General features: G+C 69.6%; 26 protein-coding genes and 1 tRNA gene. 14 read left to right on the top strand and 13 right to left on the bottom strand.

Annotated elements, in window-relative coordinates; translation table 11 throughout:
• Positions 1-88 precede the first annotated feature (88 nt).
• Positions 89-1357, top strand: coding sequence for an ATP-binding protein (locus ACFYOB_RS20495; protein WP_388561338.1), 1269 nt, complete (start codon positions 89-91; stop codon positions 1355-1357).
• Here ACFYOB_RS20495 and ACFYOB_RS20490 read toward each other — a convergent pair.
• The 4 genes from ACFYOB_RS20490 to ACFYOB_RS20475 form a co-directional block, all read right to left on the bottom strand.
• Positions 1354-1626: a hypothetical protein gene (locus ACFYOB_RS20490; RefSeq protein ID WP_388561336.1), complete on the bottom strand. Its 273-nt coding sequence runs from the start codon at positions 1624-1626 to the stop codon at positions 1354-1356. The two genes, ACFYOB_RS20495 and ACFYOB_RS20490, sit on opposite strands and share 4 nt — an antisense overlap.
• A 45-nt stretch (positions 1627-1671) precedes the next feature.
• Positions 1672-1938 (bottom strand): hypothetical protein, encoded by a 267-nt coding sequence (locus ACFYOB_RS20485; RefSeq protein ID WP_388561334.1) that lies wholly within the window; start codon positions 1936-1938, stop codon positions 1672-1674.
• A gap of 94 nt (positions 1939-2032) precedes the next feature.
• Positions 2033-2221: a hypothetical protein gene (locus ACFYOB_RS20480; RefSeq protein WP_388561332.1), complete on the bottom strand. Its 189-nt coding sequence runs from the start codon at positions 2219-2221 to the stop codon at positions 2033-2035.
• A gap of 5 nt (positions 2222-2226) precedes the next feature.
• Positions 2227-2802 carry a DUF5994 family protein gene (locus ACFYOB_RS20475; protein WP_388561330.1) on the bottom strand — a complete coding sequence of 192 codons (576 nt, stop codon included), beginning with the start codon at positions 2800-2802 and terminating at the stop codon, positions 2227-2229.
• 304 nt (positions 2803-3106) lie between these two features.
• On the opposite strand from ACFYOB_RS20475, the gene ACFYOB_RS20470 reads away from it, so the two are divergent.
• Positions 3107-3592: a DUF5994 family protein gene (locus ACFYOB_RS20470; protein WP_388561328.1), complete on the top strand. Its 486-nt coding sequence runs from the start codon at positions 3107-3109 to the stop codon at positions 3590-3592.
• A gap of 413 nt (positions 3593-4005) precedes the next feature.
• Here the strand turns inward: ACFYOB_RS20470 and ACFYOB_RS20465 are convergent, their stop codons facing one another.
• On the bottom strand, positions 4006-4206 hold the full coding sequence (locus tag ACFYOB_RS20465) for a hypothetical protein (RefSeq protein ID WP_388561326.1): 201 nt from the start codon (positions 4204-4206) through the stop codon (positions 4006-4008).
• A gap of 693 nt (positions 4207-4899) precedes the next feature.
• On the opposite strand from ACFYOB_RS20465, the gene ACFYOB_RS20460 reads away from it, so the two are divergent.
• The gene (locus tag ACFYOB_RS20460; RefSeq protein WP_388561324.1) at positions 4900-5217 is read left to right on the top strand and encodes a restriction endonuclease fold toxin-2 domain-containing protein; all 318 of its coding nucleotides are present in this window, start codon (positions 4900-4902) and stop codon (positions 5215-5217) included.
• Between the two features lie 29 nt (positions 5218-5246).
• The gene (locus tag ACFYOB_RS20455) at positions 5247-5684 is read left to right on the top strand and encodes a hypothetical protein (protein WP_388561322.1); all 438 of its coding nucleotides are present in this window, start codon (positions 5247-5249) and stop codon (positions 5682-5684) included.
• A gap of 361 nt (positions 5685-6045) precedes the next feature.
• Here ACFYOB_RS20455 and ACFYOB_RS20450 read toward each other — a convergent pair.
• A tRNA-Gly gene (locus ACFYOB_RS20450) sits at positions 6046-6116 on the bottom strand.
• Between the two features lie 177 nt (positions 6117-6293).
• Here ACFYOB_RS20450 and ACFYOB_RS20445 point away from each other — a divergent pair.
• The 3 genes from ACFYOB_RS20445 to ACFYOB_RS20435 all read left to right on the top strand — a co-directional run bounded on the left by ACFYOB_RS20445 (position 6294) and on the right by ACFYOB_RS20435 (position 7657).
• On the top strand, positions 6294-6506 hold the full coding sequence (locus tag ACFYOB_RS20445; RefSeq protein WP_388561320.1) for a hypothetical protein: 213 nt from the start codon (positions 6294-6296) through the stop codon (positions 6504-6506).
• Between the two features lie 66 nt (positions 6507-6572).
• Entirely contained in the window at positions 6573-7160 is a 588-nt protein-coding gene (gene dcd / locus ACFYOB_RS20440) for a dCTP deaminase (protein WP_362389302.1), read from the top strand.
• Complete coding sequence (locus ACFYOB_RS20435; protein ID WP_388561318.1) at positions 7157-7657, top strand: phosphoribosyltransferase; 501 nt, start codon at positions 7157-7159, stop codon at positions 7655-7657. The genes dcd and ACFYOB_RS20435 overlap by 4 nt, the downstream gene beginning before the upstream one ends.
• A gap of 63 nt (positions 7658-7720) precedes the next feature.
• Here ACFYOB_RS20435 and ACFYOB_RS20430 read toward each other — a convergent pair whose 3' ends face one another.
• Complete coding sequence (locus ACFYOB_RS20430) at positions 7721-8101, bottom strand: sensor histidine kinase (RefSeq protein ID WP_388561316.1); 381 nt, start codon at positions 8099-8101, stop codon at positions 7721-7723.
• A gap of 32 nt (positions 8102-8133) precedes the next feature.
• Between ACFYOB_RS20430 and ACFYOB_RS20425 the strand changes: the two genes are divergently transcribed.
• Positions 8134-8553: a glycoside hydrolase family 9 protein gene (locus tag ACFYOB_RS20425; protein ID WP_388561314.1), complete on the top strand. Its 420-nt coding sequence runs from the start codon at positions 8134-8136 to the stop codon at positions 8551-8553.
• A gap of 61 nt (positions 8554-8614) precedes the next feature.
• Here ACFYOB_RS20425 and ACFYOB_RS20420 read toward each other — a convergent pair whose 3' ends face one another.
• The 3 genes from ACFYOB_RS20420 to ACFYOB_RS20410 all read right to left on the bottom strand — a co-directional run bounded on the left by ACFYOB_RS20420 (position 8615) and on the right by ACFYOB_RS20410 (position 12955).
• Complete coding sequence (locus ACFYOB_RS20420) at positions 8615-9529, bottom strand: Yip1 family protein (protein ID WP_388561312.1); 915 nt, start codon at positions 9527-9529, stop codon at positions 8615-8617.
• Positions 9530-9782: 253 nt separating this feature from the next.
• Positions 9783-12308, bottom strand: coding sequence for a (Fe-S)-binding protein (locus ACFYOB_RS20415; protein ID WP_388561310.1), 2526 nt, complete (start codon positions 12306-12308; stop codon positions 9783-9785).
• Positions 12309-12418: 110 nt separating this feature from the next.
• The gene (locus ACFYOB_RS20410; protein WP_388561309.1) at positions 12419-12955 is read right to left on the bottom strand and encodes a sugar transferase; all 537 of its coding nucleotides are present in this window, start codon (positions 12953-12955) and stop codon (positions 12419-12421) included.
• 241 nt (positions 12956-13196) lie between these two features.
• Here ACFYOB_RS20410 and dnaK point away from each other — a divergent pair, with 241 nt between their 5' ends.
• The 4 genes from dnaK to ACFYOB_RS20390 are packed head-to-tail and all read left to right on the top strand — an operon-like array spanning position 13197 to position 17390.
• Positions 13197-15047: a molecular chaperone DnaK gene (dnaK, locus tag ACFYOB_RS20405; RefSeq protein ID WP_388561307.1), complete on the top strand. Its 1851-nt coding sequence runs from the start codon at positions 13197-13199 to the stop codon at positions 15045-15047.
• Complete coding sequence (gene grpE / locus ACFYOB_RS20400) at positions 15047-15697, top strand: nucleotide exchange factor GrpE (protein ID WP_388561305.1); 651 nt, start codon at positions 15047-15049, stop codon at positions 15695-15697. The genes dnaK and grpE overlap by 1 nt, the downstream gene beginning before the upstream one ends.
• Before the next feature lie 39 nt (positions 15698-15736).
• Positions 15737-16924, top strand: a complete 1188-nt coding sequence (gene dnaJ / locus ACFYOB_RS20395; protein ID WP_388561303.1) for a molecular chaperone DnaJ — start codon at positions 15737-15739, stop codon at positions 16922-16924.
• A 1-nt stretch (position 16925) separates the two neighbouring features.
• The gene (locus ACFYOB_RS20390) at positions 16926-17390 is read left to right on the top strand and encodes a heat shock protein transcriptional repressor HspR (protein ID WP_376678948.1); all 465 of its coding nucleotides are present in this window, start codon (positions 16926-16928) and stop codon (positions 17388-17390) included.
• A 69-nt stretch (positions 17391-17459) separates the two neighbouring features.
• Here ACFYOB_RS20390 and ACFYOB_RS20385 read toward each other — a convergent pair whose 3' ends face one another.
• Positions 17460-18452, bottom strand: coding sequence for a helix-turn-helix transcriptional regulator (locus ACFYOB_RS20385; RefSeq protein ID WP_388561301.1), 993 nt, complete (start codon positions 18450-18452; stop codon positions 17460-17462).
• 371 nt (positions 18453-18823) lie between these two features.
• Here ACFYOB_RS20385 and ACFYOB_RS20380 point away from each other — a divergent pair, with 371 nt between their 5' ends.
• Positions 18824-19138: a (2Fe-2S)-binding protein gene (locus ACFYOB_RS20380; protein ID WP_073917230.1), complete on the top strand. Its 315-nt coding sequence runs from the start codon at positions 18824-18826 to the stop codon at positions 19136-19138.
• 139 nt (positions 19139-19277) lie between these two features.
• Here the strand turns inward: ACFYOB_RS20380 and ACFYOB_RS20375 are convergent, their stop codons facing one another.
• Positions 19278-19691 carry a pyridoxamine 5'-phosphate oxidase family protein gene (locus tag ACFYOB_RS20375; RefSeq protein WP_388561299.1) on the bottom strand — a complete coding sequence of 138 codons (414 nt, stop codon included), beginning with the start codon at positions 19689-19691 and terminating at the stop codon, positions 19278-19280.
• Between the two features lie 125 nt (positions 19692-19816).
• On the opposite strand from ACFYOB_RS20375, the gene clpB reads away from it, so the two are divergent.
• Positions 19817-22408: an ATP-dependent chaperone ClpB gene (gene clpB / locus ACFYOB_RS20370; RefSeq protein ID WP_388561297.1), complete on the top strand. Its 2592-nt coding sequence runs from the start codon at positions 19817-19819 to the stop codon at positions 22406-22408.
• A 42-nt stretch (positions 22409-22450) separates the two neighbouring features.
• Here clpB and ACFYOB_RS20365 read toward each other — a convergent pair whose 3' ends face one another.
• The gene (locus ACFYOB_RS20365; protein ID WP_388561295.1) at positions 22451-22963 is read right to left on the bottom strand and encodes a hypothetical protein; all 513 of its coding nucleotides are present in this window, start codon (positions 22961-22963) and stop codon (positions 22451-22453) included.
• Between the last annotated feature and the right edge of the window lie 43 nt (positions 22964-23006).

The raw sequence follows: 23006 nt of genomic DNA, 5'->3' as shown, positions 1-23006 counted from the left end.
CCTGGACCACACCGTTCGCCCGGCCGATGTGCGCGTCCCGCGCACGTCGGCCGATGATGGGAGTACGGCCGAACACGCGGAGCTGGCGATGACGGGTTGGCGTGTCAGGGACTACGTCCAGGACGATCTCGAAGCGGTGATCCGCGTCGATGCGGAGAGCGGCACGGCCGAGGAGTCACCTCTCTTTCCGCTCTCGGACGCCGTGGCGGCCCTCCAGGCTCTCCACCCGGCGGTGGTGGCCACGGCGGACGAGGTGGTGGTCGGTGCCGCGGTGAGCAGGGTGGAGGGTGACAGGGCGTGGATCCTGCGCATCTGCATGGTGCCCGCCTGGCGGCACCAGGAGCTGGGCAGCGACCTGATCACGGCCCTGGAGCACCGGCTGTTCGCCGGTGGCGTCCGAACGGTGCACGCGGTCCTGCCCGAGGGCGAGCCCGGTGCCGCCGCCCTGCACAACTGCGGCTTCGGCGCCCGTCCGGGTCTGGTCTTCTTCGAGAAGCGCGGGCGAGTGACTCCTCAGGCGGTCAGCATGCTCTCCTCAATCGGGGCGGAGCTGCCGCCCGGGGGACTGTGGCAGAAGGTCGCGGGCATGCAGAGGGAGAAGCTGCTCATCGAGCGACGCCTGGTCCTGCCACTGGCCCATCCCGAAATGGCCGCCCAGCACGGGGTGGAGCCGCCGCGGGCGGTGATGCTGTTCGGGCCGCCCGGGACGGGGAAGAGCACGTTCGCGCACGCGATCGCCAGCCGCCTGGGATGGCCCTTCCTCGAACTGTTCCCCGCCCGTCTGGCCGCCGAGTACGGGCTGGCGAGCGGGCTGAACCGGCGCTTCGACGACATCGCCCGGCTCGACCACGTCCTGGTCTTCATCGACGAGGTCGAGGAGATCGCCGGGACCCGGAGCGGCGCGGACGCGACCGCGGTCGGTGTCGTCAACGAACTGCTCAAGGCGATCGTCCGGTTCCGAAGCCAGGACGGCCGGCTGCTCGTCTGCGCCACGAACAACGTGACCACGCTCGACTCCGCCTTCCTGCGGCACGGCCGTTTCGACTACGTGTTGCCGATCGGCCCGCCCGACGACCGCGCCAGAACGGCGCTGTGGGAGAGCTACCTGGCCCGAGCGGGCGCGGAGGCCGACAGCGCGGCGTTGGCGTCCGCCAGCGAGGGGTTCACTCCCGCCGACATCGCCCATGTGGCGCGTACGGTCTCCCAAGGCCAGTTCGAGCGCACCTTCGACACCGGAACCCGGACCCGCCCCACCACCGACGACTACCTGGACACCATCAGCGACACCAAACCCACGGTCAGCGCCGCCATGGCCCAGGATTTCGCCCACCAGACCGAGAAGTTCGCCCGCATCTAGGCCGTCTCTTCCTCCTCGGCCTCCATGCGCCGGATGCCTTCGTGGGTGAGGGTGACCATCGCCGGGGTGTTGCCCGGCTCCCAGTCGACGGTGATCAGTCCTTCGCCCGCCAGGTAGGTGCAGGCGGCGGCCAGATCCTGGTCCGGAATGGCGAGGTCACGGTGCAGCGTCGCTCCGGTGATGCCGAGGAGGCGATTGCCTTCGACGGCTTCGTACAGGACCCGGAGTACCTGCTCGCGGTAGGTCTTGCGTTCGCGCAGTGTGGCCATGACCGCGTCCTTTCGCGTGCGGGGGCCCGGGGCCCGTGGGGGCTATCAGGTCTCGTCGGAGTGGGCGCCGATGCCGACGGGGCTGCGACTGGCGGCCAGCCAGGAGCGGGCGGGGCCGGCGGGTGTTGCCGTGTCCACGGTGAGGTGGAGGCGGGTATCGCCGTCGAGGCCGGGATAGCTGCGTTGTTCCGCTCCGGCGAAGCAGTGGCGAAGCGCCTCCGCGACCGCTCGGGCGGCTTCGGGCGTGTGCGCGATGATCCGTACCTCGGCGTGCCCGAGCGATGGCAGTGTCTGGGTCTCGATGAACTTCACGTGGGCGTGTTCCCTTCGGGGTGGGCGACAAGCCGGCGGGTGGGGACGCCGTGGCGCCCCGCCCGCTGCTCCCGGTCGGAGGAAGGCCTGTTCCTCACCGGTCGGCATCCGTGCGGTGGGCTCGACGACTGGTGCCGTCCGGCAGGCCGGGAGGTCTCGGCAGGGGGTCGCTGAAGTGGTAGGCCGCGATCCGTGCGTCGTGTCGGGCGTTGAGCAGGTGGATCCAGCGCATTCCGATGGCGATCCCGAGGATGATCACCGCGATGAGGACGATGGTCTCCACGGAGCTCACCTCCAGCCGTTCCCGGGCATCGGGAGGGCGCGTCGGTCCAACCGGTTCCCGAAGGGAGACATGCAGGCCCCGCCTTCGTCCTCCCAGCCGGCTTCCTGGCGCTGGGCGTCGCGGATGCTGCGCCCGATGGCGGCTTCGTTGGCCATGAGGACGCCCGCAGTGAGGGCGCTGCCCGGGATCGCGGCGGCGGCCATCAGGCGGGCCGCGGCTGCGGGTGCGGTCTCGGGCGGGATGACGAGGAGGTCCCAGCGGCCGACCGTGTAGGAGAGCAGAATCAGCTTGTCGGGGTCCTGTTCGGTGAACCAGCCCACGTGCAGCTTGCGCCCGTCCACGGTCACTGTGTGCGGTACGACCGGCCAGCGGATGGGGTTCACGGTGACGCGGGTGACGTGCCCCCAGGGTTCCGCCAGGGCGGCGGCGAGCGGTGGAAGCTCGGCTCCGAGGTCGCGGGAGTAGGGCCACCAGGCCCCGTCCAGCTGGCCGGCGAGGGTGGTCTTCGGGGTGAGGGACACGCGTGCCGGGAGCTCTGCGCCGAGGTTGCGGGGCGCGGTCCGGTCAAGGGTGGTGGTCATGATGTGGACCTGCCCCCGGACTGCCCGTCGGCAGCCCGGTTTTTAGGCGATCGCCGGAAATGACACCCGCATGAAAGCCGGTGTGCGAAGTACTCCCGGTGCCTTCACTGTACGCCTGTTCGGCGGACTCTGACCGGCGTGACCAGGCATTTTCCGGCGGGCGGTGGAGTGGGCGGTCCAGTGGGCGGCGGGGGTATCGTGAAACGACGGCGGGCTCGTGCACGTCGCCGACTGGGCGTCGGCGTCGGTATCAGCGCCGACCTGCGGTGATGCACGGCCGCACGCCGTAGACGGGCGCATCCACATGGCTGACTCCGACATCCCCCACACACCCCCACTGCTCCTGCCGGATGCGATCCATCAGGCGGTCAAACCGGGTACGGCCCTGCTGCGGCTGGAGACCACGAGCTCCCGGGAGGGGCTCCTGGATGGCGCGTGGTGGCCGCGCACCCGTGACGTCGAGACCGAGCTGCCCGCGCTGATCAGCGTGTTGACGGGGCATCTCGGGCGGATCACCCGGGTGGGCGTGGACGCGTCCGCCTGGAACGGCCTCCCGACCCGCCTGGTCATCGACGATCAGGTCGTGCACGTGGACTCCGACCCGGTCGGCGACGACACCGTCCTGATCACCCGCGGCGAAAACGACCACTTCGCGCTGCTGGTGGTTCCCCCGGACACCACCACCGACGCCGCCCGCGAAATGATGGCCCGCGCCATCCGCGCCGACAACCTCACCGAGGCCGCTCAGCTCCTCATCGCTGGTGCCCCTGGTCAGGCGGGGGCGGGCTGAGGCAGCCGACATCCGGGAGTGGCGCAGGCACGACGTGGTCGATAGGGGCGGGCACAGCATCGGTGCGCCGGAGGCCATCCCCGTTGCGGCCCTGATGTACCTGGGCACGCACTGGCGGCGCTCCGGGCGCCGCCGCGTGCGCTGAGAAGGGTGCAGCCCCTCGCCCGTGTGACCTCCTGTGTCGGCGTCCACGTTCGCCGTCCTCGCACCGCAAGACGCACCTCACTGGCCTGCCAGGTCAGGCGGGCTCGGCGCGGTCTGCAGGGTGCGGCGATCAACATCTATGAGCCGTGACAGCGACAGCGTGCGCGGCTGCGGGCCTCAGGGCCGGCGCCGGGCGGGACGCGACAGAATCCGGCCGGGATGACTGTGGACCGGCCGGGCTCTGGGCGGGTGGGCGAGTGGTGCGCCGGTCAGAGCCCCTCGTCGTGCAAGTCCTCTTCGCGCAGCAGGTCGTCCTCGCGGCGGCGCGAGGTCTCCTCCTGGCCGGGCTTGCGTCCCTTCTCGCGGGACGACTTGCCCGGCTGGGGCTGCGCGGGGTCTCCGGGGCGATGGTGTTCCTGCGCCTCGCGGCCCTTGCCCGGCTGCTGACGCTTGTCCTGCCTACCGTCCATGACGGCGACTCCTCTTGATGCGTGGGGTACGGATTCCTCTCGGATCACGCTGACACGCACTGCGAGGGTCTGCATCATGTCGACTGCGAAGCGAGGCACACGGATGACGCTCCTCCCTGGTGTGGCAGCGTCTGAGGCGGCCGTCCCTTCAGTGCCGAGGAGGGACGCGGTCCCCGCCCAGCCCCGCGGACCATGGCGATGCGGGCGGGTTCTCCCCGTACCGGAGCCCGCGTCCTCCCTAAGCCCGGCGGCCGGGAAGGCCACGAACACAGACACCCCGAGGACCGGTAGGAGCGGTCCGGAAGGAACACCGAAGACCGGAAGCCCCAAGAGGACTGCGATTCCAAGGTGCAGGCTCACCAGCATGATCAGGACGGGGAATTTGAGCCTGCCGAACGGGACGAACGGGAATGCGACCTGCAGCAGCACCGTCAGGTAGCCGGCGATGGCGACCGCGACCGGGTGTTCGTCCAACAGGAGGGACATCGCGGGCCATGGCCGGAAGAGGTCGAGGTTCAGCACGCAGTGGAGGGCGGTCCCGTTCCCCCAGGAGCCGCCCCGCACCTTGTACAGGCCCGCGGATCGGTAGAGGAAGCAGCCTGCCGCAGTTGTGCAGCACGGTGCTCGCGGTGTCGCGGAACTCGCGGAACCGGCACCGGTGCCGGCTGCCGTCCCCGCCGGACTCGCCTTCCTGTGTGCGTCCAGCGGATGGTGGACGGCTTCCGCGACAGCGACGGGATGGCCGTCGAGGCCAAGTACGTCAACAACCCCGGCAAGAAGTGCAACCGGTCGCTCGAAGAGCTCCGTACCAACCACCGGACGGGCAAGAAGGAGTTCCTCTTCGACCCCGACCGGAACGAGCTGCAGAAGTACGCCGCCGCACTGAACGACCCGCGCAACACAGAGATGCGCGGAGTGGAAACGGTCACCAACAATCCCGACTCCGTCGCCTACTGGCGCGTGATGATGGCGGCATACGGCGTCAAGGGCCATGCCCGCTACGTTCCCTGACCCACCCTGCACCGCCGAGGAGTACACCCGTGGACGCGTCCCAGCTCGCCGAACTGCGCACCATGTACGTCTTCACCCCCATAGAGGGGCAGACCTGGGGGCTGACGTACGACAGCCTGAAGGCCAGGCTCCTGGAGCGTGATCCGGACGGGTTCATCCGGATCCAGGAAGGCGGGCAGATCCGAGGCTCGGCCATGCACTACGGCATCACCCTCGAAGGCGAAGAGCTCGAAGGGTACGCACGGGTCCAGCCCGAGGGCATCTCGATCCTCGACTCCACCGCCCGGGCGGCGGCGAACTTCGTCGGCTGGCTCCGCGAGCACGTCGTCCCGGAGGGTGTGGCGATGACGTTCAACACCGCATGGGGGCTGGAAGAGGATCTGCCCGACGCCCCCGTCCCCGAAGTGACGCGGCCCCGGCTCGTCGCGGCCTTCCTCGCGCACCTCGAAGCCACCGGCCTGGAGTGAAGGGCTCGCGCGGCAGATTTCGCCCCGATGGGGCCAGGCACATCGTGTCTGGCCCCATCGCCGTATCCACGAGCCCCGGCTTGTCGAGGCGGTCGCACTGTCTCTCCTCCCGAGCCAGGAGATAGACGTGGGCTCGCGGGGTGGTGGGACGGCGCGGAGGAGCTCCCACTTGGGTGGGATCCGTCGGCCCACTGGCTGAGGAGGTGGCGGTCGGGACCGCGCTCAGGTGGCGCAAGTGGTGCGCGAAAGGCCCTCTGGGCGGCGTGTTCCTGCGAGTTGGCGCACGCGGAGGGCACGGAAGGGCCCTTGAGATCTAGGCAACGAAGAAGGCCCAGGTCGCTGACCTGGGCCTTCTTGCAAGAGCGGATGACGGGAATCGAACCCGCGCTATAAGCTTGGGAAGCTCATGTTCTACCATTAAACTACATCCGCATACGTTTCCAGTTGCCTGGATCTGTATCGTTGCCCACTCTACCCCATGATCGACCCCCGGTGAATCGACCGCGGGGTCGTTGTCATGTGTGGCGTGCACGGAGGCGTGTGGGTGCGGGAGTTGGGGCGTACCGTGTGTGCGGAGCGGCGGCTGGAGCAGGTCTCGATCATCCCCTAATGTGGCGATTCATCGCAGTATGGCTCGTTGGGGAAAGGGACTCGATGGAGCACACCGTCGTCCGCTGTGCCGAAGGGCACGTTTTCAGTACCGCCTCCTTCCCGCTGCAGCACCTCGGTGCCGGCCGGATCGGGCCCGGACGGTTGCTGCGGTGTCCGCGCTGCGCGCGGCTGAGGCAGGCCGTGCCCGTGGGGCCGGCGGTCAAGCGATAGGGGACGGGCACGCGGGCCGCCGCTCTCGATTGGGGGTGGCCCGCGCGCACTGCGTATCCTCGGGACGTGCTTCTCTCTGACAAAGACATCCGGGCCGAGATCGACAGCGGACGGGTTCGCATCGACCCGTTCGAGGAATCGATGGTGCAGCCCTCCAGCATCGATGTACGTCTCGACCGGTTCTTCCGGGTGTTCGAGAATCACCGCTACGCGCACATCGACCCCGCCGTCGAGCAGACCGACCTGACCAGGATGGTCGAGCCGGAGGGCGACGAGGCGTTCATTCTGCATCCGGGCGAGTTCGTGCTCGCCTCGACGTACGAGGTCATCTCGCTGCCGGACGACATCGCCTCCAGACTGGAGGGGAAGTCCAGCCTGGGCCGCCTCGGCCTGGTGACGCATTCGACCGCCGGGTTCATCGACCCCGGGTTCTCGGGTCACGTGACCCTGGAGCTGTCGAACCTCGCCACCCTGCCGATCAAGCTCTGGCCGGGCATGAAGATCGGGCAGCTGTGCATGTTCCGGCTCAGCTCGCCCGCCGAGTTCCCGTACGGCAGTGAGCGCTACGGATCCCGGTACCAGGGGCAGCGCGGGCCGACAGCCTCGCGCTCCTTCCAGAATTTCCACCGCACCCAGGTGAGGCACGAGGCATGAGTGACGTGGTACGCGAAAACCTCGACTACGAGGGATTCGGGCGGGCTGTGCGGGAGCTCGCGCAGACCATCGCAGACGACGGCTACGAGCCAGACATCATCCTGAGCATCGCCCGGGGCGGTGTGTTCGTCGCCGGCGGCCTGGCGTACGCGCTCGACTGCAAGAACATCCACCTGGTGAACGTCGAGTTCTACACCGGTGTCGGGACAACGCTGGAGATGCCGGTCATGCTGGCTCCCGTGCCCGAGGCGATCGACTTCACCAACAAGAAGGTCCTCATCGCCGATGACGTGGCCGACACCGGCAAGACGCTCAAGCTCGTGCACGACTTCTGCCTCGGGCACGTCGCCGAGGTACGGTCCGCGGTCATCTACGAGAAGTCGCACTCCCTCGTGAAGTGCGAGTACGTGTGGAAGAAGACCGACGAGTGGATCAACTTCCCCTGGTCGGTCGAGCCGCCCGTCGTGAAGCGTGAGGGCCAGGTCCTCGACGCGTAGTCCTGCGCGCGGCCTGTTCTCGACGATCTTCCGGTGCGGGTGAGAGACGCCAGCTGCCCCGTGTCAGCTGCTTGCGTGCTGGGGCAGTAGCAGCTCCGCCAGCAGGCCGCCGCCGTGTGCGGGGGAGAGCTGGGCGGTGCCGCCGTGGAGTTCGGCGACCCAGCGGACGATGGCGAGGCCCGCGCCGGTTCCAGTACTCGCGGCTCCGGTGACGTGGCGTGCGAACACCCGTGCGCGGTCTTCGGCCGGTACGTCGGCGCCGTGGTCCCGCACCGTTGCCCGGTCGGTGGTGACGTTCACCTCGACCGGGGTGCCGCCGCCGTGTCGCAGTGCGTTCTCCACGAGGTTGCGGACTGCTTGGGCGAGGAGCTCGGGGTCGCCGTTGACGATGGCGGTCTCGGTGGTGACCGTGACGCCGGTGCGGTCGGGCGACGGGTCCCGCACCCTCTACGTCCAGGCCGGCCTCGGCAAGGGCGATGCGGAGGACGGCAGCGGCAGATCCGCTCCGACCCAGCAGCGCAACTGGGCGCTGGGCGCCAACGCATGGGGGGTCATCCTTCGTCGTCGGCGCCGGGACCACCTTCCCGCACTGCCCCGAACACCAGCCGGCCAACCTCGCCGGTGACCTGGGCGGCGAATGCGACATCCTGCGGGGCGGCGTCGTCAATGGCCCCAACGCGGCAGACAAGCTCAAGGACCTCAACTCCTTCCCCACCATGCGCAAGTGCCCGACCGGCCAGGGCGACCCCTTCGCCCTCGACGGCCACGGCGGCGGCTTCATGGACCACGTGGGCGCCTGGCAGACGGTCGAATCCGCCGACGACTTCACCGCCACAGCCCTCCTCTCCTTCACCCTCTCCGCCGCACATCGGAGCGCCGAGACCGGCCCCATCTGAGGGCACACGTGAAGGGGCCCGCCGCGCAGACACTGCGCGGCGGGCCCCTTCACGTGCGGTGCTAGATCGTGCCCAGCTTGATGATCGACAGCAGGGCGATGAGCTGGATCGCGGAAGCGCCCAGCGCCTTCGGCCACGGCAGGTCGTGCGACTTGGCGACGAGGGACGTGAACAGGAAGCCCGCGGCCACCCAGGTGGCCCAGCCCAGTACCTGGACCATGCCGTTGTCGCCGCCCAGGAACACGGCGAAGAGCAGGCGAGGGGCGTCCGTCAGCGACATGACCAGCATCGACAGGCCCACGGTGGGCTGCCAGGAGCCGTCGCCGCCCATCTGGCGGGCCAGGGTGTGCGTGACCGCGCCCAGGAGCAGCCCGCAGATGACGAAGGCCACGCCGGTGGAGAGGACGATCGGGACGGCCTTGGCGAGGGTCGCGTTGATCACGTCCTTGCGGGCGTCGTCGAGGCCGAAGACCGCGAGGAGCCCGTAGAGGAAGGTCACGGTCAGCGCCGGCCCCCAGACGGCGTAGTCGCGCATCTGCAGGAAGGTCTGCCCCGGCCGCATCACGATGCCGCGGAGCAGTTCCTTCCACGGCAGCCGCGGGCCGGCCGGAGCGGCCGCGCCCACGCCCGCCTGGTACGTCCCGCCCTGGCTGTACGGGTCCTCGCCGACGGCGAAGACCTGGGTGTGCCCGGGGTTGTCGTTGGTGTAGCCCCCGTGGCCGCCGTGCCCTCCGTGGCCGTACGGGGGCTGCTGCGCCTGCGGCGGCTGCTGCTGTCCGTACGGGTCGAAGTACTCGGGCTCGCCGTGTCCCCCCGGACCCGGCTGCGGCCACTGCTGCTGCGGCGGCGGGCCTGCCTGAGGGTAGGGCTGCTGGCCGTACGGCGGCGGTTGCTGCTGTCCGTACGGCTGCTGCCGCGGGGGTTGTTGCGGGGTGCGGTTGTTGTCCCGGCCGCGTCCGATCCTGAATCCAGCCACGTGATCGAAAGTACCCGGTCCCGCGGGCCGCCGTGGACGGGCTGCCGGAACCCGTGGCCTTTGCGGCTGACCTGTGACATCCCCTAGGGGAACCCCGGGGGGTTTTCCTCACCCGGGCGTTGGCCCCGGTTTACCTGGCCGCGGTGGTTTCCGAGGGTCCGCGACCGGGCGGGGGGACGAGGGCTGACATGCGGGAACGGCCGGCCCCCCGGGTAGGGGACCGGCCGTTCCGTGGTGCCGGTGTCGCCAGGGACTACTTGGCGTCCTCGGGCTTGGCCTCGGGCTCGGGCTTCGCCTCGGCGGCGGGCTCGGCCTTGGCTTCGGGCTTCGCCTCGGCGGCGGGCTCCGCCTTGGTCTCGGCCTTGGCCTCGGCGGCGGGTTCGGTCTTGGCTTCGGCCTTGGCCTCGGCGGCGGGTTCGGCCTTGGCTTCGGGCTTCGCCTCGGCGGCGGGCTCGGCCTTGGCTTCGGCCTTGGCCTCGGCGGCGGGCTCCGCCTTGGCTTCGGCCTTCGCCTCAACGACGGGCTCCGGCTCCGGCTCCGGCTCGGGCTCCGGCTCGACCACCGGCGGTTCCGGGGTCTTGACCGAGTCCAGCAGCAGCTGGGCCACGTCCACGACCTGCACGGACTCCTTGGCCTTGCCGTCGTTCTTCTTGCCGTTCACCGAGTCGGTCAGCATCACCAGGCAGAACGGGCACGCCGTCGACACGATGTCCGGGTTCAGGGACAGCGCCTCGTCGACACGCTCGTTGTTGATGCGCTTGCCGATCCGCTCCTCCATCCACATCCGCGCGCCACCGGCGCCACAGCAGAAGCCCCGCTCCTTGTGGCGGTGCATCTCCTGCTGCCGCAGGCCCGGCACGGCCGACATGATCTCGCGCGGCGGCGTGTAGACCTTGTTGTGCCGGCCCAGGTAGCACGGGTCGTGGTACGTGATCAGACCCTCGACCGGCGTCACCGGCGTCAGCCGGCCCTCGTCGATCAGGTGCTGGAGCAGCTGCGTGTGGTGGATGACCTCGTACTCGCCGCCCAGCTGCGGGTACTCGTTCGCGATGGTGTTGAAGCAGTGCGGGCAGGTCGAGACGATCCGCTTCGCCGACTTCGGCTTCTTCGTCGCCGGGTCCTCGTCGTCCTCGCCGAAGGCCATGTTCAGCATGGCCACGTTCTCCTGGCCCAGCTGCTGGAACAGCGGCTCGTTGCCCAGGCGGCGCGGGGAGTCACCGGTGCACTTCTCGTCGCCGCCCATGATCGCGAACTTGACGCCCGCGATGTTCAGCAGCTCCGCGAAGGCCTTCGTCGTCTTCTTGGCCCGGTCCTCCAGGGCGCCCGCGCAGCCGACCCAGTACAGGTAGTCGAACTCCGAGAGGTCCTCCGCGTCCTTCCCGATGATCGGGACCTCGAAGTCGACCTCCTTCGTCCACTCGACGCGCTGCTTCTTGGCCAGGCCCCAGGGGTTGCCCTTCTTCTCCAGGTTCTTGAGCATCGTGCCCGCCTCCGACGGGAACGCGCTCTCGATCATCACCTGGTAGCGGCGCATGTCGACGATGTGGTCGATGTGCTCGATGTCGACCGGGCACTGCTCGACGCACGCACCGCAGGTCGTGCAGGACCACAGCACGTCCGGGTCGATGACACCGTTCTCCTCGGCCGTCCCGATCAGCGGGCGCTCGGCCTCCGCCAGAGCGGCCGCCGGGACGTCCGCCAGCTGCTCCGCCGTCGCCTTCTCGTTGCCCTCCATGTCCTTGCCGCCACCGGCGAGCAGGTACGGGGCCTTGGCGTGCGCGTGGTCGCGCAGCGACATGATCAGGAGCTTCGGGGACAGCGGCTTGCCGGTGTTCCAGGCCGGGCACTGCGACTGGCAGCGACCGCACTCGGTGCACGTGGAGAAGTCGAGGATGCCCTTCCAGGAGAACTGCTCGACCTGGGAGACGCCGAAGACGTCGTCCTCGCCCGGCTCCTCGAAGTCGATCTCCTTGCCGCCGCTGGTCATCGGCTGGAGGGCGCCGAGCGCCGTCGAACCGTCCGCGTTCCGCTTGAACCAGATGTTCGGGAAGCCGAGGAAGCGGTGCCAGGCGACACCCATGTTGGTGTTGAGCGAGACCGTGATCATCCAGGTGAAGGAGGTGACGATCTTGAGAGCGGCGAAGAAGTACGTCAGGTACTGGATCGTGCTCAGGTCGAGCCCGTCGAACGCGGCGATCAGCGGGTACGAGGCGAAGAAGCCCGGCTCCCAGCCCTCGACGCCGTGCTGGGCCCCTTCCAGCGCGCGCAGCGTCATGATGCAGACGCCGACGATCAGGATGACGGCCTCGACGAAGTACGCCTGGCCCGTCTTGGAGCCCGTGAAGCGGGACTTGCGGCCCGCCCTGCCCGGCCGGCTCAGCTGCCGGATCACGATCAGGGTGACGATGCCGAGCACGGTCATCAGGCCGAGGAACTCGGTGAAGATCTCGTAGGGCAGCCAGTCACCGATGATCGGGATCAGCCAGTCGGCCTGGAAGAGCTGGCCGAAGGCGTTGACGATCGTCAGCAGCAGCGAGAAGAAGCCCACCGCCACGAACCAGTGCGCGAACCCGACGATGCCCCAGCGGTTCATGCGGGTGTGGCCGAGGAATTCCTTGACCAGCGTGATGGTGCGCTGTGTGGGGTCGCCGGTGCGCGTGCCCGCGGGCACTGGCTGGCCGAGGCGCACGAAGCGGTAGATCTGCGCGATGGCACGGCCGAACAGCGCGACGGCTACCACCGTGATGACCAGCGACACGATGATCGCGGCGAGTTGCATGGGAGGGCTCCTCGGGCGGTACTTACTAAGCGGTAACTTATTGAGTCAAGGCATGAGGTTACCCACTCCCGACGCCGCAATGTAGCTGAGCGCGCGGTGATCTGTGTCGCTCAGGCATGCCTTTGCCGATAGGCCGCCCGCGGCGTCTGCGCGAGGATCGCCAGGTCCATCCCCAGCCAATGGTTCTCCACGTAGTGCCGGTCGAGCAGCGCCATTTCCTCCCAGGGTAGGTCGGAGCGCGCGCTGACCTGCCACAACCCGGTCATCCCGGGCCGTACGAAGAGCCGCTCGGGCCGGTCTGTACGGGAATCCGGGCGCGGCCCGACCAGGGACATCTCGCCGCGGAGCACGTTGATCAGCTGGGGCGCCGAGTCCAGTGCGCAGCGCTCCAGGGCCGCGCCGAGGCGGCCGGCGTCGCCGGTGCGCAGCCGCCAGGTGCGGAACGGCCGTCCGGCCAGACCGGCCGCCGGTACCCGTACGAACGCGCGGCCGCCCCGGGTCGCGAAGAGCAGCCCTGCCGCTGCCGCGAGGGGGGCGGCGAGCACGACGAGCAGGATCGCCGCACCGATGAGGTCGAGCACCCGCTTGGCCGAGGGCCTGACCGGCCGGCGCCCTGGCCGGGCGGGGAGGGGCAGCAGCAGAGGCATGTCAGCACCGTGCCGCATGCCTCCGGCGGTCCCGGGGTGGCGCGCGGCCGGATGCCCCGTTCGGGTGCCGCGCCCGCGGCCTGGCCCGGCGCCCCGGACCCCGCGCCGTCAGGGCCGATGCCACGGGTTGCGCGTAAGGGCGACCTAAAGGTTGAGTCGCATCGACTCAGCTCTGTTGACGTCCACGCGGCGATGCGGCATGGTTGAGTCTGTTCCACTCAAGTCAGCTGGAGGAATCAAAATGGCACGTGCGGTCGGCATCGACCTGGGCACCACTAACTCCGTCGTCAGCGTTCTGGAAGGCGGCGAGCCCACCGTCATCACCAACGCCGAGGGCGCCAGGACCACGCCGTCCGTCGTCGCCTTCGCCAAGAACGGCGAGGTCCTCGTCGGCGAGGTGGCCAAGCGCCAGGCGGTCACGAACGTGGACCGGACCATCCGCTCCGTCAAGCGCCACATGGGCACTGACTGGAAGATCAACCTGGATGGCAAGGACTTCAACCCGCAGCAGATGAGCGCCTTCATCCTGCAGAAGCTGAAGCGTGACGCCGAGGCGTACCTGGGTGAGAAGGTCACGGACGCGGTCATCACCGTCCCGGCCTACTTCAACGACTCCGAGCGTCAGGCGACGAAGGAGGCCGGTGAGATCGCGGGCCTGAACGTCCTGCGCATCGTCAACGAGCCGACCGCCGCCGCTCTGGCCTACGGTCTCGACAAGGACGACCAGACCATCCTCGTCTTCGACCTCGGTGGCGGCACCTTCGACGTGTCGCTCCTGGAGATCGGCGACGGTGTCGTCGAGGTCAAGGCCACCAACGGTGACAACCACCTCGGTGGCGACGACTGGGACCAGCGCGTCGTCGACTACCTGGTGAAGCAGTTCGCCAACGGCCACGGCGTCGACCTGTCCAAGGACAAGATGGCGCTCCAGCGTCTGCGCGAGGCCGCCGAGAAGGCGAAGATCGAGCTGTCCTCCTCCACGGAGACCTCGATCAACCTGCCGTACATCACGGCGTCCGCCGAGGGCCCGCTGCACCTGGACGAGAAGCTCACGCGCTCGCAGTTCCAGCAGCTGACCGCGGACCTGCTCGACCGCTGCAAGACCCCGTTCCACAACGTCATCAAGGACGCGGGCATCAACCTGTCCGAGATCGACCACGTGGTCCTGGTCGGCGGCTCCACCCGTATGCCGGCCGTCGCCGAGCTCGTCAAGGAGCTCACCGGCGGTCAGGACGCCAACAAGGGCGTCAACCCGGACGAGGTCGTGGCCATCGGCGCCACCCTCCAGGCCGGTGTGCTCAAGGGTGAGGTCAAGGACGTCCTGCTCCTCGACGTGACCCCGCTGTCCCTGGGTATCGAGACCAAGGGCGGCATCATGACCAAGCTGATCGAGCGCAACACCACGATCCCGACCAAGCGCTCCGAGATCTTCACGACGGCCGAGGACAACCAGCCGTCCGTGCAGATCCAGGTCTACCAGGGCGAGCGCGAGATCGCGGCGTACAACAAGAAGCTCGGCATGTTCGAGCTGACCGGCCTGCCGCCGGCCCCGCGTGGCGTCCCGCAGATCGAGGTCTCCTTCGACATCGACGCGAACGGCATCATGCACGTCACGGCCAAGGACCTCGGCACGGGCAAGGAGCAGAAGATGACCGTCACCGGCGGCTCCTCGCTCGGCAAGGACGAGGTCGACCGCATGCGCCAGGAGGCGGAGCAGTACGCGGACGAGGACCTGCGTCGCAAGGAGGCGGCCGAGTCCCGCAACCAGGGCGAGCAGCTCGTCTACCAGACGGAGAAGTTCGTCAAGGACAACGAGGACAAGGTTCCGGCCGAGGTCAAGACCGAGGTCGAGGCGGCCGTCGCCGAGCTGAAGGAGAAGCTCAAGGGCGAGGACACCGCCGAGATCCGTACCGCGACCGAGAAGCTCGCCGCGGTCAGCCAGAAGCTCGGCCAGGCGATCTACGCCGACGCCCAGGCCGCGCAGGGCGCCGCCGGCGCCGCTGCCGGTGATGCGGGCCAGGCGAAGGCCGACGATGATGTCGTCGACGCCGAGATCGTCGACGACGAGAAGCCGAAGGGCGGCGCTGCCTGATGTCGGAGGAGACCCCGGGCTTCGAGGAGAAGCCCGACGTCCCCGTCGACGGCACGCCCGACGAGCCGAAGGCCGCCGACTCCGCCAAGGAGGAGGCGGCGGCCCCGGCCGGGGATTCTGGAGCGGATGTGGCCCTGCTGGCGCAGCTGGACCAGGCCCGTACGGCGCTCGGTGAGCGCACCACGGACCTCCAGCGGCTCCAGGCGGAGTACCAGAACTACCGCCGCCGGGTGGAGCGGGACCGGATCACCGTCAAGGAGATCGCGGTCGCGTCCCTCCTGACGGAACTCCTCCCGACCCTGGACGACATCGGCCGGGCGCGGGAGCATGGCGAGCTGGTCGGCGGTTTCAAGTCCGTGGCCGAATCGCTGGAGACGGTCGCCGCCAAGATGGGCCTGCAGCAGTTCGGCAAGGAGGGCGAGCCCTTCGACCCGACGATCCACGAGGCCCTGATGCACTCGTATGCGCCGGACGTCACCGAGACGACCTGCGTGGCGATCCTGCAGCCGGGGTACCGGATCGGCGAGCGTACGATCCGTCCCGCGCGGGTCGCGGTGGCCGAGCCCCAGCCGGGCGCGGCCCCCAAGTCCGAGTCGGCCGAGGCCGACACGCCGTCGGACAAGGACACGGATGCCCCCGACAAGGGCTGATGTTGAACCAGTAGGAGCACGAGAGGAGGGACACCGGGGATGAGCACGAAGGACTTCGTCGAGAAGGACTACTACAAGGTCCTCGGTGTCCCGAAGGACGCCACCGAGGCCGAGATCAAGAAGGCGTACCGGAAGCTCGCACGCGAGTTCCACCCGGACGCCAACAAGGGCGACGCCTCCGCCGAGGAGCGCTTCAAGGAGATCTCCGAGGCGAACGACATCCTCGGCGACGCCAAGAAGCGCAAGGAGTACGACGAGGCACGTGCCCTGTTCGGCAACGGTGGCTTCCGCCCCGGGCCGGGCGGGGCCGGCGGTTCGTTCAACTTCGACCTCGGCGACCTGTTCGGCGGCACCCAGCCGGGTGCCGGCGGCGCGGGCGGCGGCTTCGGCGGCGGTCTGGGCGATGTCTTCGGCGGCCTGTTCAACCGCGGCGCCGGGCCCGGTGCGGGAACCCGTACCCAGCCCCGCCGCGGCCAGGACATCGAGTCGGAGGTCACCCTCTCCTTCACCGAGGCGGTGGACGGGGCCACGGTCCCGCTCCGGATGTCCTCCCAGGCCCCCTGCAAGGCCTGTTCGGGCACCGGCGACAAGAACGGCACCCCCCGGGTGTGCCCGACCTGTGTCGGCACCGGCCAGGTCTCGCGGGGCAGCGGCGGCGGCTTCTCGCTGACCGACCCCTGCGCGGACTGCAAGGGCCGCGGCCTGATCGCCGAAACCCCCTGTGACGTCTGCAAGGGCAGCGGGCGCGCCCGCAGCTCGCGCACCATGCAGGTCCGGATCCCGGCGGGCGTCTCCGACGGCCAGCGCATCCGGCTGCGCGGCAAGGGTGCGCCCGGCGAGCGCGGCGGTCCGGGCGGAGACCTCTACGTCGTCGTGCACGTCGACTCCCACCCGGTGTTCGGCCGCAAGGACGACAACCTGACGGTGACCGTCCCGGTGACGTTCGCGGAGGCGGCGCTGGGCGCCGACATCAAGGTCCCGACCCTGAACGGCCCCTCGGTGACGCTGAAGCTGCCGCCGGGCACCCCGGGCGGCCGCACGATGCGGGCCCGCGGCAAGGGAGCGGTCCGCAAGGACGGCACCCGCGGCGACCTGCTGGTGACGGTGGAGATCGCGGTCCCGGTCGAGCTGTCGGACAAGGCCCGCGAGGCGCTGGAGATGTACCGCGAGGCGACGGAGTCGCAGGACCCGCGCTCCGCGCTGTTCGAGTCCGCGAAGGGAGCATGACATGGACGGCCGCCGACGACAGTCCTCCCGCTTGGGTGGGGGGTACCAGCTCACCGACGAGACCCCGGTCTACGTGATCTCGGTGGCCGCCCAGCTCTCGGGTCTGCATCCGCAGACCCTGCGCCAGTACGACCGTCTCGGCCTGGTCTCCCCGGACCGTACGGCCGGGCGCGGCCGGCGCTACTCGGCCCGTGACATCGAGCTGCTCCGCACGGTGCAGGCGCTGTCCCAGGACGAGGGCATCAACCTGGCGGGCATCAAGCGGATCATCGAGCTGGAGAACCAGGTCGCGGCGCTCCAGCAGCGCGTGGCCGAGCTCTCCGCAGCGGTGGACGGCGCGGCGGCCACGCTCCAGGCCCGTGAGGCCCAGGTGCACGCCTCCTACCGGCGCGACCTGGTCCCGTACCAGCCGCCGGTGCCGGGCAGCGCCCTGGTCGTCTGGCGGCCCAAGCGGCCGACGGACTGACAACGCGTGCGAAGGCCCCTCCCGGTGTCCGGGCGGGGCCTTCGGCGTACCCGGCGCCGCCGGCGCCGGTCAGAGCTGTGGATCCCGCGTGGGCCCCGAGACCTGGCCCAGGATCCCCGACTGGGCGATGAGGAAGCCGAGCTGGGCCCGGCTGCCGCTGCCCAGGGCGGAGGCCAGCTTGGCGATGTGCGCGCGGCAGGTCCGTACGTTCATGCCGAGGCGGCGCGCGATGGCCTCGTCCACGTGCCCCTCGACGAGGAGTTGGGCGATGGAGCGCTGCACGCCTGAGATCCCCGAGGGCGTCGGATCGTAGGGGATCTGCTCGTTGAGCGGCGTGGCCCGGCGCCACAGCTGCTCGAAGACCCGGGCCAGGTAGCGGACGAGCGCCGGGTGCCGCAGTTCCAGGGCGATCTGCTGGTCGTCGCTCGCGGGGATGAAGGCGACCGACTCGTCGCAGATGATGAGCCTCTCGACCAGCTCCTCCAACGTCCGGATCTCGACCTTGCCGCTGGCCATCCGGTCGACGTACGCCATTGTTCCGCGGCTGTGGCGCACGGTGTGCTGGTAGAGGGTGCGCATGCTGACACCACGCCGGATGAGCGGCTGGTCCCGCTCTATCGCCTGGTTCAGAATGTTCTCGGAACGCCCGCCGCCCGGCTGGATGGTGAGCATTTCCGCCTGGCATTCGGCGGTGGCGACGTTGAGGGCCGCGTTGATCCTGTTGAATCCCTCCAGCACGGTGATCGCGTGGGTGGGGGCGGGAGTCAGCGCGCTGATGGCCATGAATGGCTCAAACGCTTCGGTGAGCTCGATGGAAGAGCGCCGGCGCTGCAGGATCTCCCGTTCCAGCGGGTGCAGCCGCTGCGCGAGGGCCACCGAAGGTGGAACCGGACGGAGCCAGTTGTCGTCGTCCGGGTCAGGGTGCAGCAGCGCGAATTCCAGCAGGCAGGGCGTCTGCTCGACCTCTTCGCGGGCTATGCGGCCGGAGCTGAGCGCGCTCGCGTACAACTCGGCCCCGAGGTCGCACAGGTCCGTCACCGCGTGGGGATGTGTCTGGTTCATCCGCATAATCGGCAAATCTCCCACCCCCAGGGTCCTGCATGTACAGGAACATGATGCATCGCCACGGTGGCAATGGCGTGGCTCGATAAGTCATCGTCTGAGATGCGGGGGAGAGGAATCCATCAAGTGAGGACAACGTCGACCATGTACAAGAAATTGCTTCGCTCGGTGGCTGCCATTGCTCTCTCTACGGCCGCTGCTGTCGGTGGAATCTCGCTCGCGCAGACCAGCTGGGGCGGCACGCCCGCCGACAGCGGTTGGGGGGCCGGTGCCACCACCGGTGAGAGCGACAGTGGTTGGGGCAAGGTCTTGGCCGACAGTGGCTGGGGCCCCGCACCCAAGCCGGTTATGGGTGGGAAGTCTTCGGACGCATGACCCCCGACGACCGCGGCTTCCGCCGCGAAATGGCCTCCGCTTACCGGTCGGGATGGCAGTTCATCGACCTGGCCACGGCGATCCCGTACCCCGGGGACTCGCTGATGGTCACCCTGTTCGGTCAACCGATCGTCGTCGTGCGCGAGGAGGACGAGGACGTACGTGCCTACCGGTGCCTGCGCCGCCCGCGGGGCGCGCCGCAGCCCGTCCGCTGCGAGGTGCGCTACGGAATGGTCTTCGTCAATCTTGATCAGCGCGATCACCAGCTCTTCGAACCCGATATCACCACCGCCACCCCCCGCAGTGCCTGAAGCGATTCCCCCGTCGTTGCAGATCGCTCAGGCGCTACCCCCACACAACGGCGCCATCGTGGACCTGACCACGATGGCGCCGTTGTGATGTCCGCGTCCAGTCGCTGACCGGACAAGATGCGGGTGAGAATTCAACTTTTTACGCGCGGCCCATGGCCCGGTCCAGCGTGATCTCCATGACGACCCGGTCGGGATTGGGCGAGGGTATGCGCCCGTAGCGCTCCGCGTAGCGCGCCACCGCGTCGGCGACCGCCGCCTCGTCCGTACGGATCACCGCGCGGCCCTCCAGGGTGGCCCAGCGGCGCCCTTCCATCTGGCACACCGCGACCCGCGCCCCGCCCGGCTCCCCGGCCTGGGCCGCCAGGATGTTGCGGACCTTCTTGCTGTGCTTGTTGCTGATCACCCGGGCCAGGCCGGCCTCCGGGTCGTAGGTCACGCCCACCGGCACCACGTGGGGCGTGCCGTCGGGACGCGGTGTGGTCAGCGTGCAGACGTGCCGTTCCCGCCAGAAGGCGAGGTATTCGGGCGTCGGGTTGAGTGGGTCATGGGACATGGCCCGAAGAGTACGACTCCTTGCCTTGAGTGGAATAGACTCAACTTTGCATAGGTTGTTCATGTCAGAGTTAGACAGAGTCGGTCAGGGTGCCGTCACCCCTTCCGGAGAGGAGAAGCCGCCCCGTGGACGCCGAGCTCACCAACAAGAGCCGAGCCGCGCTGAACGCGGCCACCAGCAGGGCCGTCAAGGACGGCCATGCCGATCTGACCCCCGCGCACCTCCTGCTGGCGCTCCTCGCCGGCGAGGACAACGAGAACATCACCGACCTGCTCGCGGCCTCGGACGCCGACCAGGCCGCCGTGCGCGGCGGCGCGGAGCGGCTGCTGGCGGCCCTGCCCAGCGTCACCGGCTCCACGGTCGCGCCCCCGCAGCCCACCCGCGAGCTGCTCGCCGTACTCGCCGAGGCCGACACCAGGGCGGGCGAGCTGGGTGACGACTACCTGTCCACCGAGCACCTGCTCATCGCCATCGCCGCCAAGGGCGGCGCGGCCGGCGAGGTCCTGTCCAAGCAGGGGGCGAGCGCGAAGAAGCTGCTGGACGCCTTCGAGAACGCGAGAGGAGGGCGGCGGGTGACCACCCCCGACCCCGAGGGCCAGTACAAGGCGCTGGAGAAGTTCGGCACCGACTTCACGGCGGCCGCCCGTCACGGCAAGCTCGACCCGGTCATCGGCCGCGACCACGAGATCCGCCGCGTCGTCCAGGTGCTCTCGCGCCGTACGAAGAACAACCCGGTGCTCATCGGTGAGCCCGGCGTCGGCAAGACGGCCGTCGTCGAGGGCCTGGCCCAGCGCATCGTCAAGGGCGACGTCCCCGAGTCCCTGAAGGACAAGCGGCTCGTCGCCCTGGACCTCGGAGCCATGGTCGCGGGCGCCAAGTACCGCGGCGAGTTCGAGGAACGGCTCAAGACCGTCCTCGCCGAGATCAAGTCCAGCGACGGCCAGATCATCACCTTCATCGACGAGCTGCACACGGTCGTCGGCGCGGGCGCCGGCGGCGACTCCGCAATGGACGCGGGCAACATGCTCAAGCCCATGCTGGCCCGCGGCGAGCTGCGCATGGTCGGCGCGACCACCCTCGACGAATACCGCGAGCGCATCGAGAAGGACCCGGCGCTGGAGCGGCGCTTCCAGCAGGTGCTGGTCGCCGAACCGTCCGTCGAGGACACCATCGCGATCCTGCGCGGGCTCAAGGGCCGCTACGAGGCCCACCACAAGGTCGTCATCAACGACAGTGCGCTCGTCGCGGCCGCGACCCTCTCCGACCGGTACATCACCTCCCGCTTCCTGCCCGACAAGGCCATCGACCTCGTCGACGAGGCCGCGTCCCGGCTGCGCATGGAGATCGACTCCTCGCCCCTGGAGATCGATGAGCTCCAGCGCTCGGTGGACCGGCTGCGGATGGAGGAGCTGGCGCTGAAGAACGAGTCCGACCCGGCCTCGCTGGAACGCCTCGACAAGATCCGCAAGGACCTCGCGGACAAGGAGGAGGAGCTGCGCGGCCTGACTGCCCGCTGGGAGAAGGAGAAGCAGTCCCTCAACCGCGTCGGTGAGCTCAAGGAGCGCCTGGACGACCTGCGCGGCCAGGCCGAGCGCGCCCAGCGGGACGGGGACTTCGACACCGCCTCCAAGCTGCTCTACGGGGAGATCCCGGCCCTGGAGCGCGAGCTGGCGGAGGCCACCGAGGCCGAGGCCGAGGCGGAGGCCTCCCGGGACACCATGGTCAAGGACGAGGTCGGCCCGGACGACATCGCGGACGTGGTCGGCGCCTGGACCGGCATCCCGGCGGGCCGGCTGCTGGAGGGCGAGACCCAGAAGCTGCTCCGCATGGAGGACGAGCTGGGCCGCCGCCTGATCGGCCAGAAGGAGGCCGTCCGGGCCGTGTCCGACGCCGTACGCCGCACCCGCGCCGGAATCGCCGACCCCGACCGCCCGACCGGCTCGTTCCTCTTCCTGGGCCCGACGGGCGTCGGCAAGACCGAGCTGGCCAAGGCGCTCGCGGACTTCCTGTTCGACGACGAGCGGGCCATGGTCCGCATCGACATGTCCGAATACGGCGAGAAGCACAGCGTGGCCCGCCTCGTCGGCGCCCCGCCCGGCTACGTCGGCTACGAGGAGGGCGGCCAGCTCACCGAGGCCGTGCGCCGCCGCCCGTACAGCGTGGTGCTCCTGGACGAGGTCGAGAAGGCCCACCCCGAGGTCTTCGACATCCTGCTCCAGGTCCTGGACGACGGCCGCCTCACGGACGGCCAGGGCCGCACCGTGGACTTCCGCAACACGATCCTGATCCTCACGTCGAACCTGGGCAGCCAGTTCTTGATGAATCCGTCCACACCTGCGGACGAGAAGAAGAAGCAGGTCCTGGACGTGGTCAGGGCGAGCTTCAAGCCGGAGTTCCTGAACCGGCTGGACGACACCGTGGTCTTCTCCGCACTGGGCGAGGACGAGCTGGCGCACATCGCGCAGCTCCAGATCGGCCGTCTGGCGGCGCGCCTGGCCGACCGGCGCCTGGCCCTGGAGGTCACGCCCGAGGCCTTGGCCTGGCTGGCGGACAAGGGCAACGACCCCGCGTACGGTGCCCGGCCGCTGCGCCGCCTGATCCAGACGGCGATCGGCGACCGTCTCGCGAAGGAGATCCTCTCCGGCGAGGTCAGGGACGGCGACACCGTACGGGTCGACGTGGCGGGCGAGGACCTGCTGGTCGGCAAAGCCCTGTAGCGGGCGGCGGGCCGCGGCACCACGCCGCCGCGGCCCGGGCTCTCACACGTCGTACGCGACGAACCGGATCACGACGTCGTACCCCACCTGCTGCTCGACGCTGATCTCCACCCTCGACGCGCGGCCGGGCACGGCGTCGGGATGGTCGACGCCCAGGCACCGGTCCCCGCCTTCCGGGTCGTACCCCGGGCCCGGCTTCGGGCAGACGGTCGGACGCTGCTCGCGCCCGTGCTCCTGCGCCTGCGGGAAGGCGGCGGCCAGCCACGGGTCCAGCCCGGTCCGGGCCATCCGGAACGACCCGGTCATGGTGGTGTCCAGCCAGTCGGTCCGCTCGCACCGTTCCTCCCGGGCCCCCTCCGGCAGGCTCGCCCGGGCGAACGCCATGGCCTGCGCGCAGCTGACCTTCGTATGGCTCTCGGGGCCGTCCGAGGCGTCGGCCCAGTTGTCCGGGGCCAGCCACAGCCACACCGCGCCGCCGATGCCGATGGCCAGCGGCGCAGCCAGCACCGCGAGCGCGAGCCCGCGCGTTGCGCCCATCCCGCCGCGCACTGCCACACGTGTCCCCGTACAAGCCTCATCGCCTTGTCGGCGGCCTGCT

Origin of the sequence: Streptomyces sp. NPDC006463, assembly GCF_042870715.1 — a bacterium.
Classification (GTDB): Bacteria; Actinomycetota; Actinomycetes; order Streptomycetales; family Streptomycetaceae; genus Streptomyces.
This window is presented reverse-complemented; position numbering and strand designations above follow the sequence as displayed.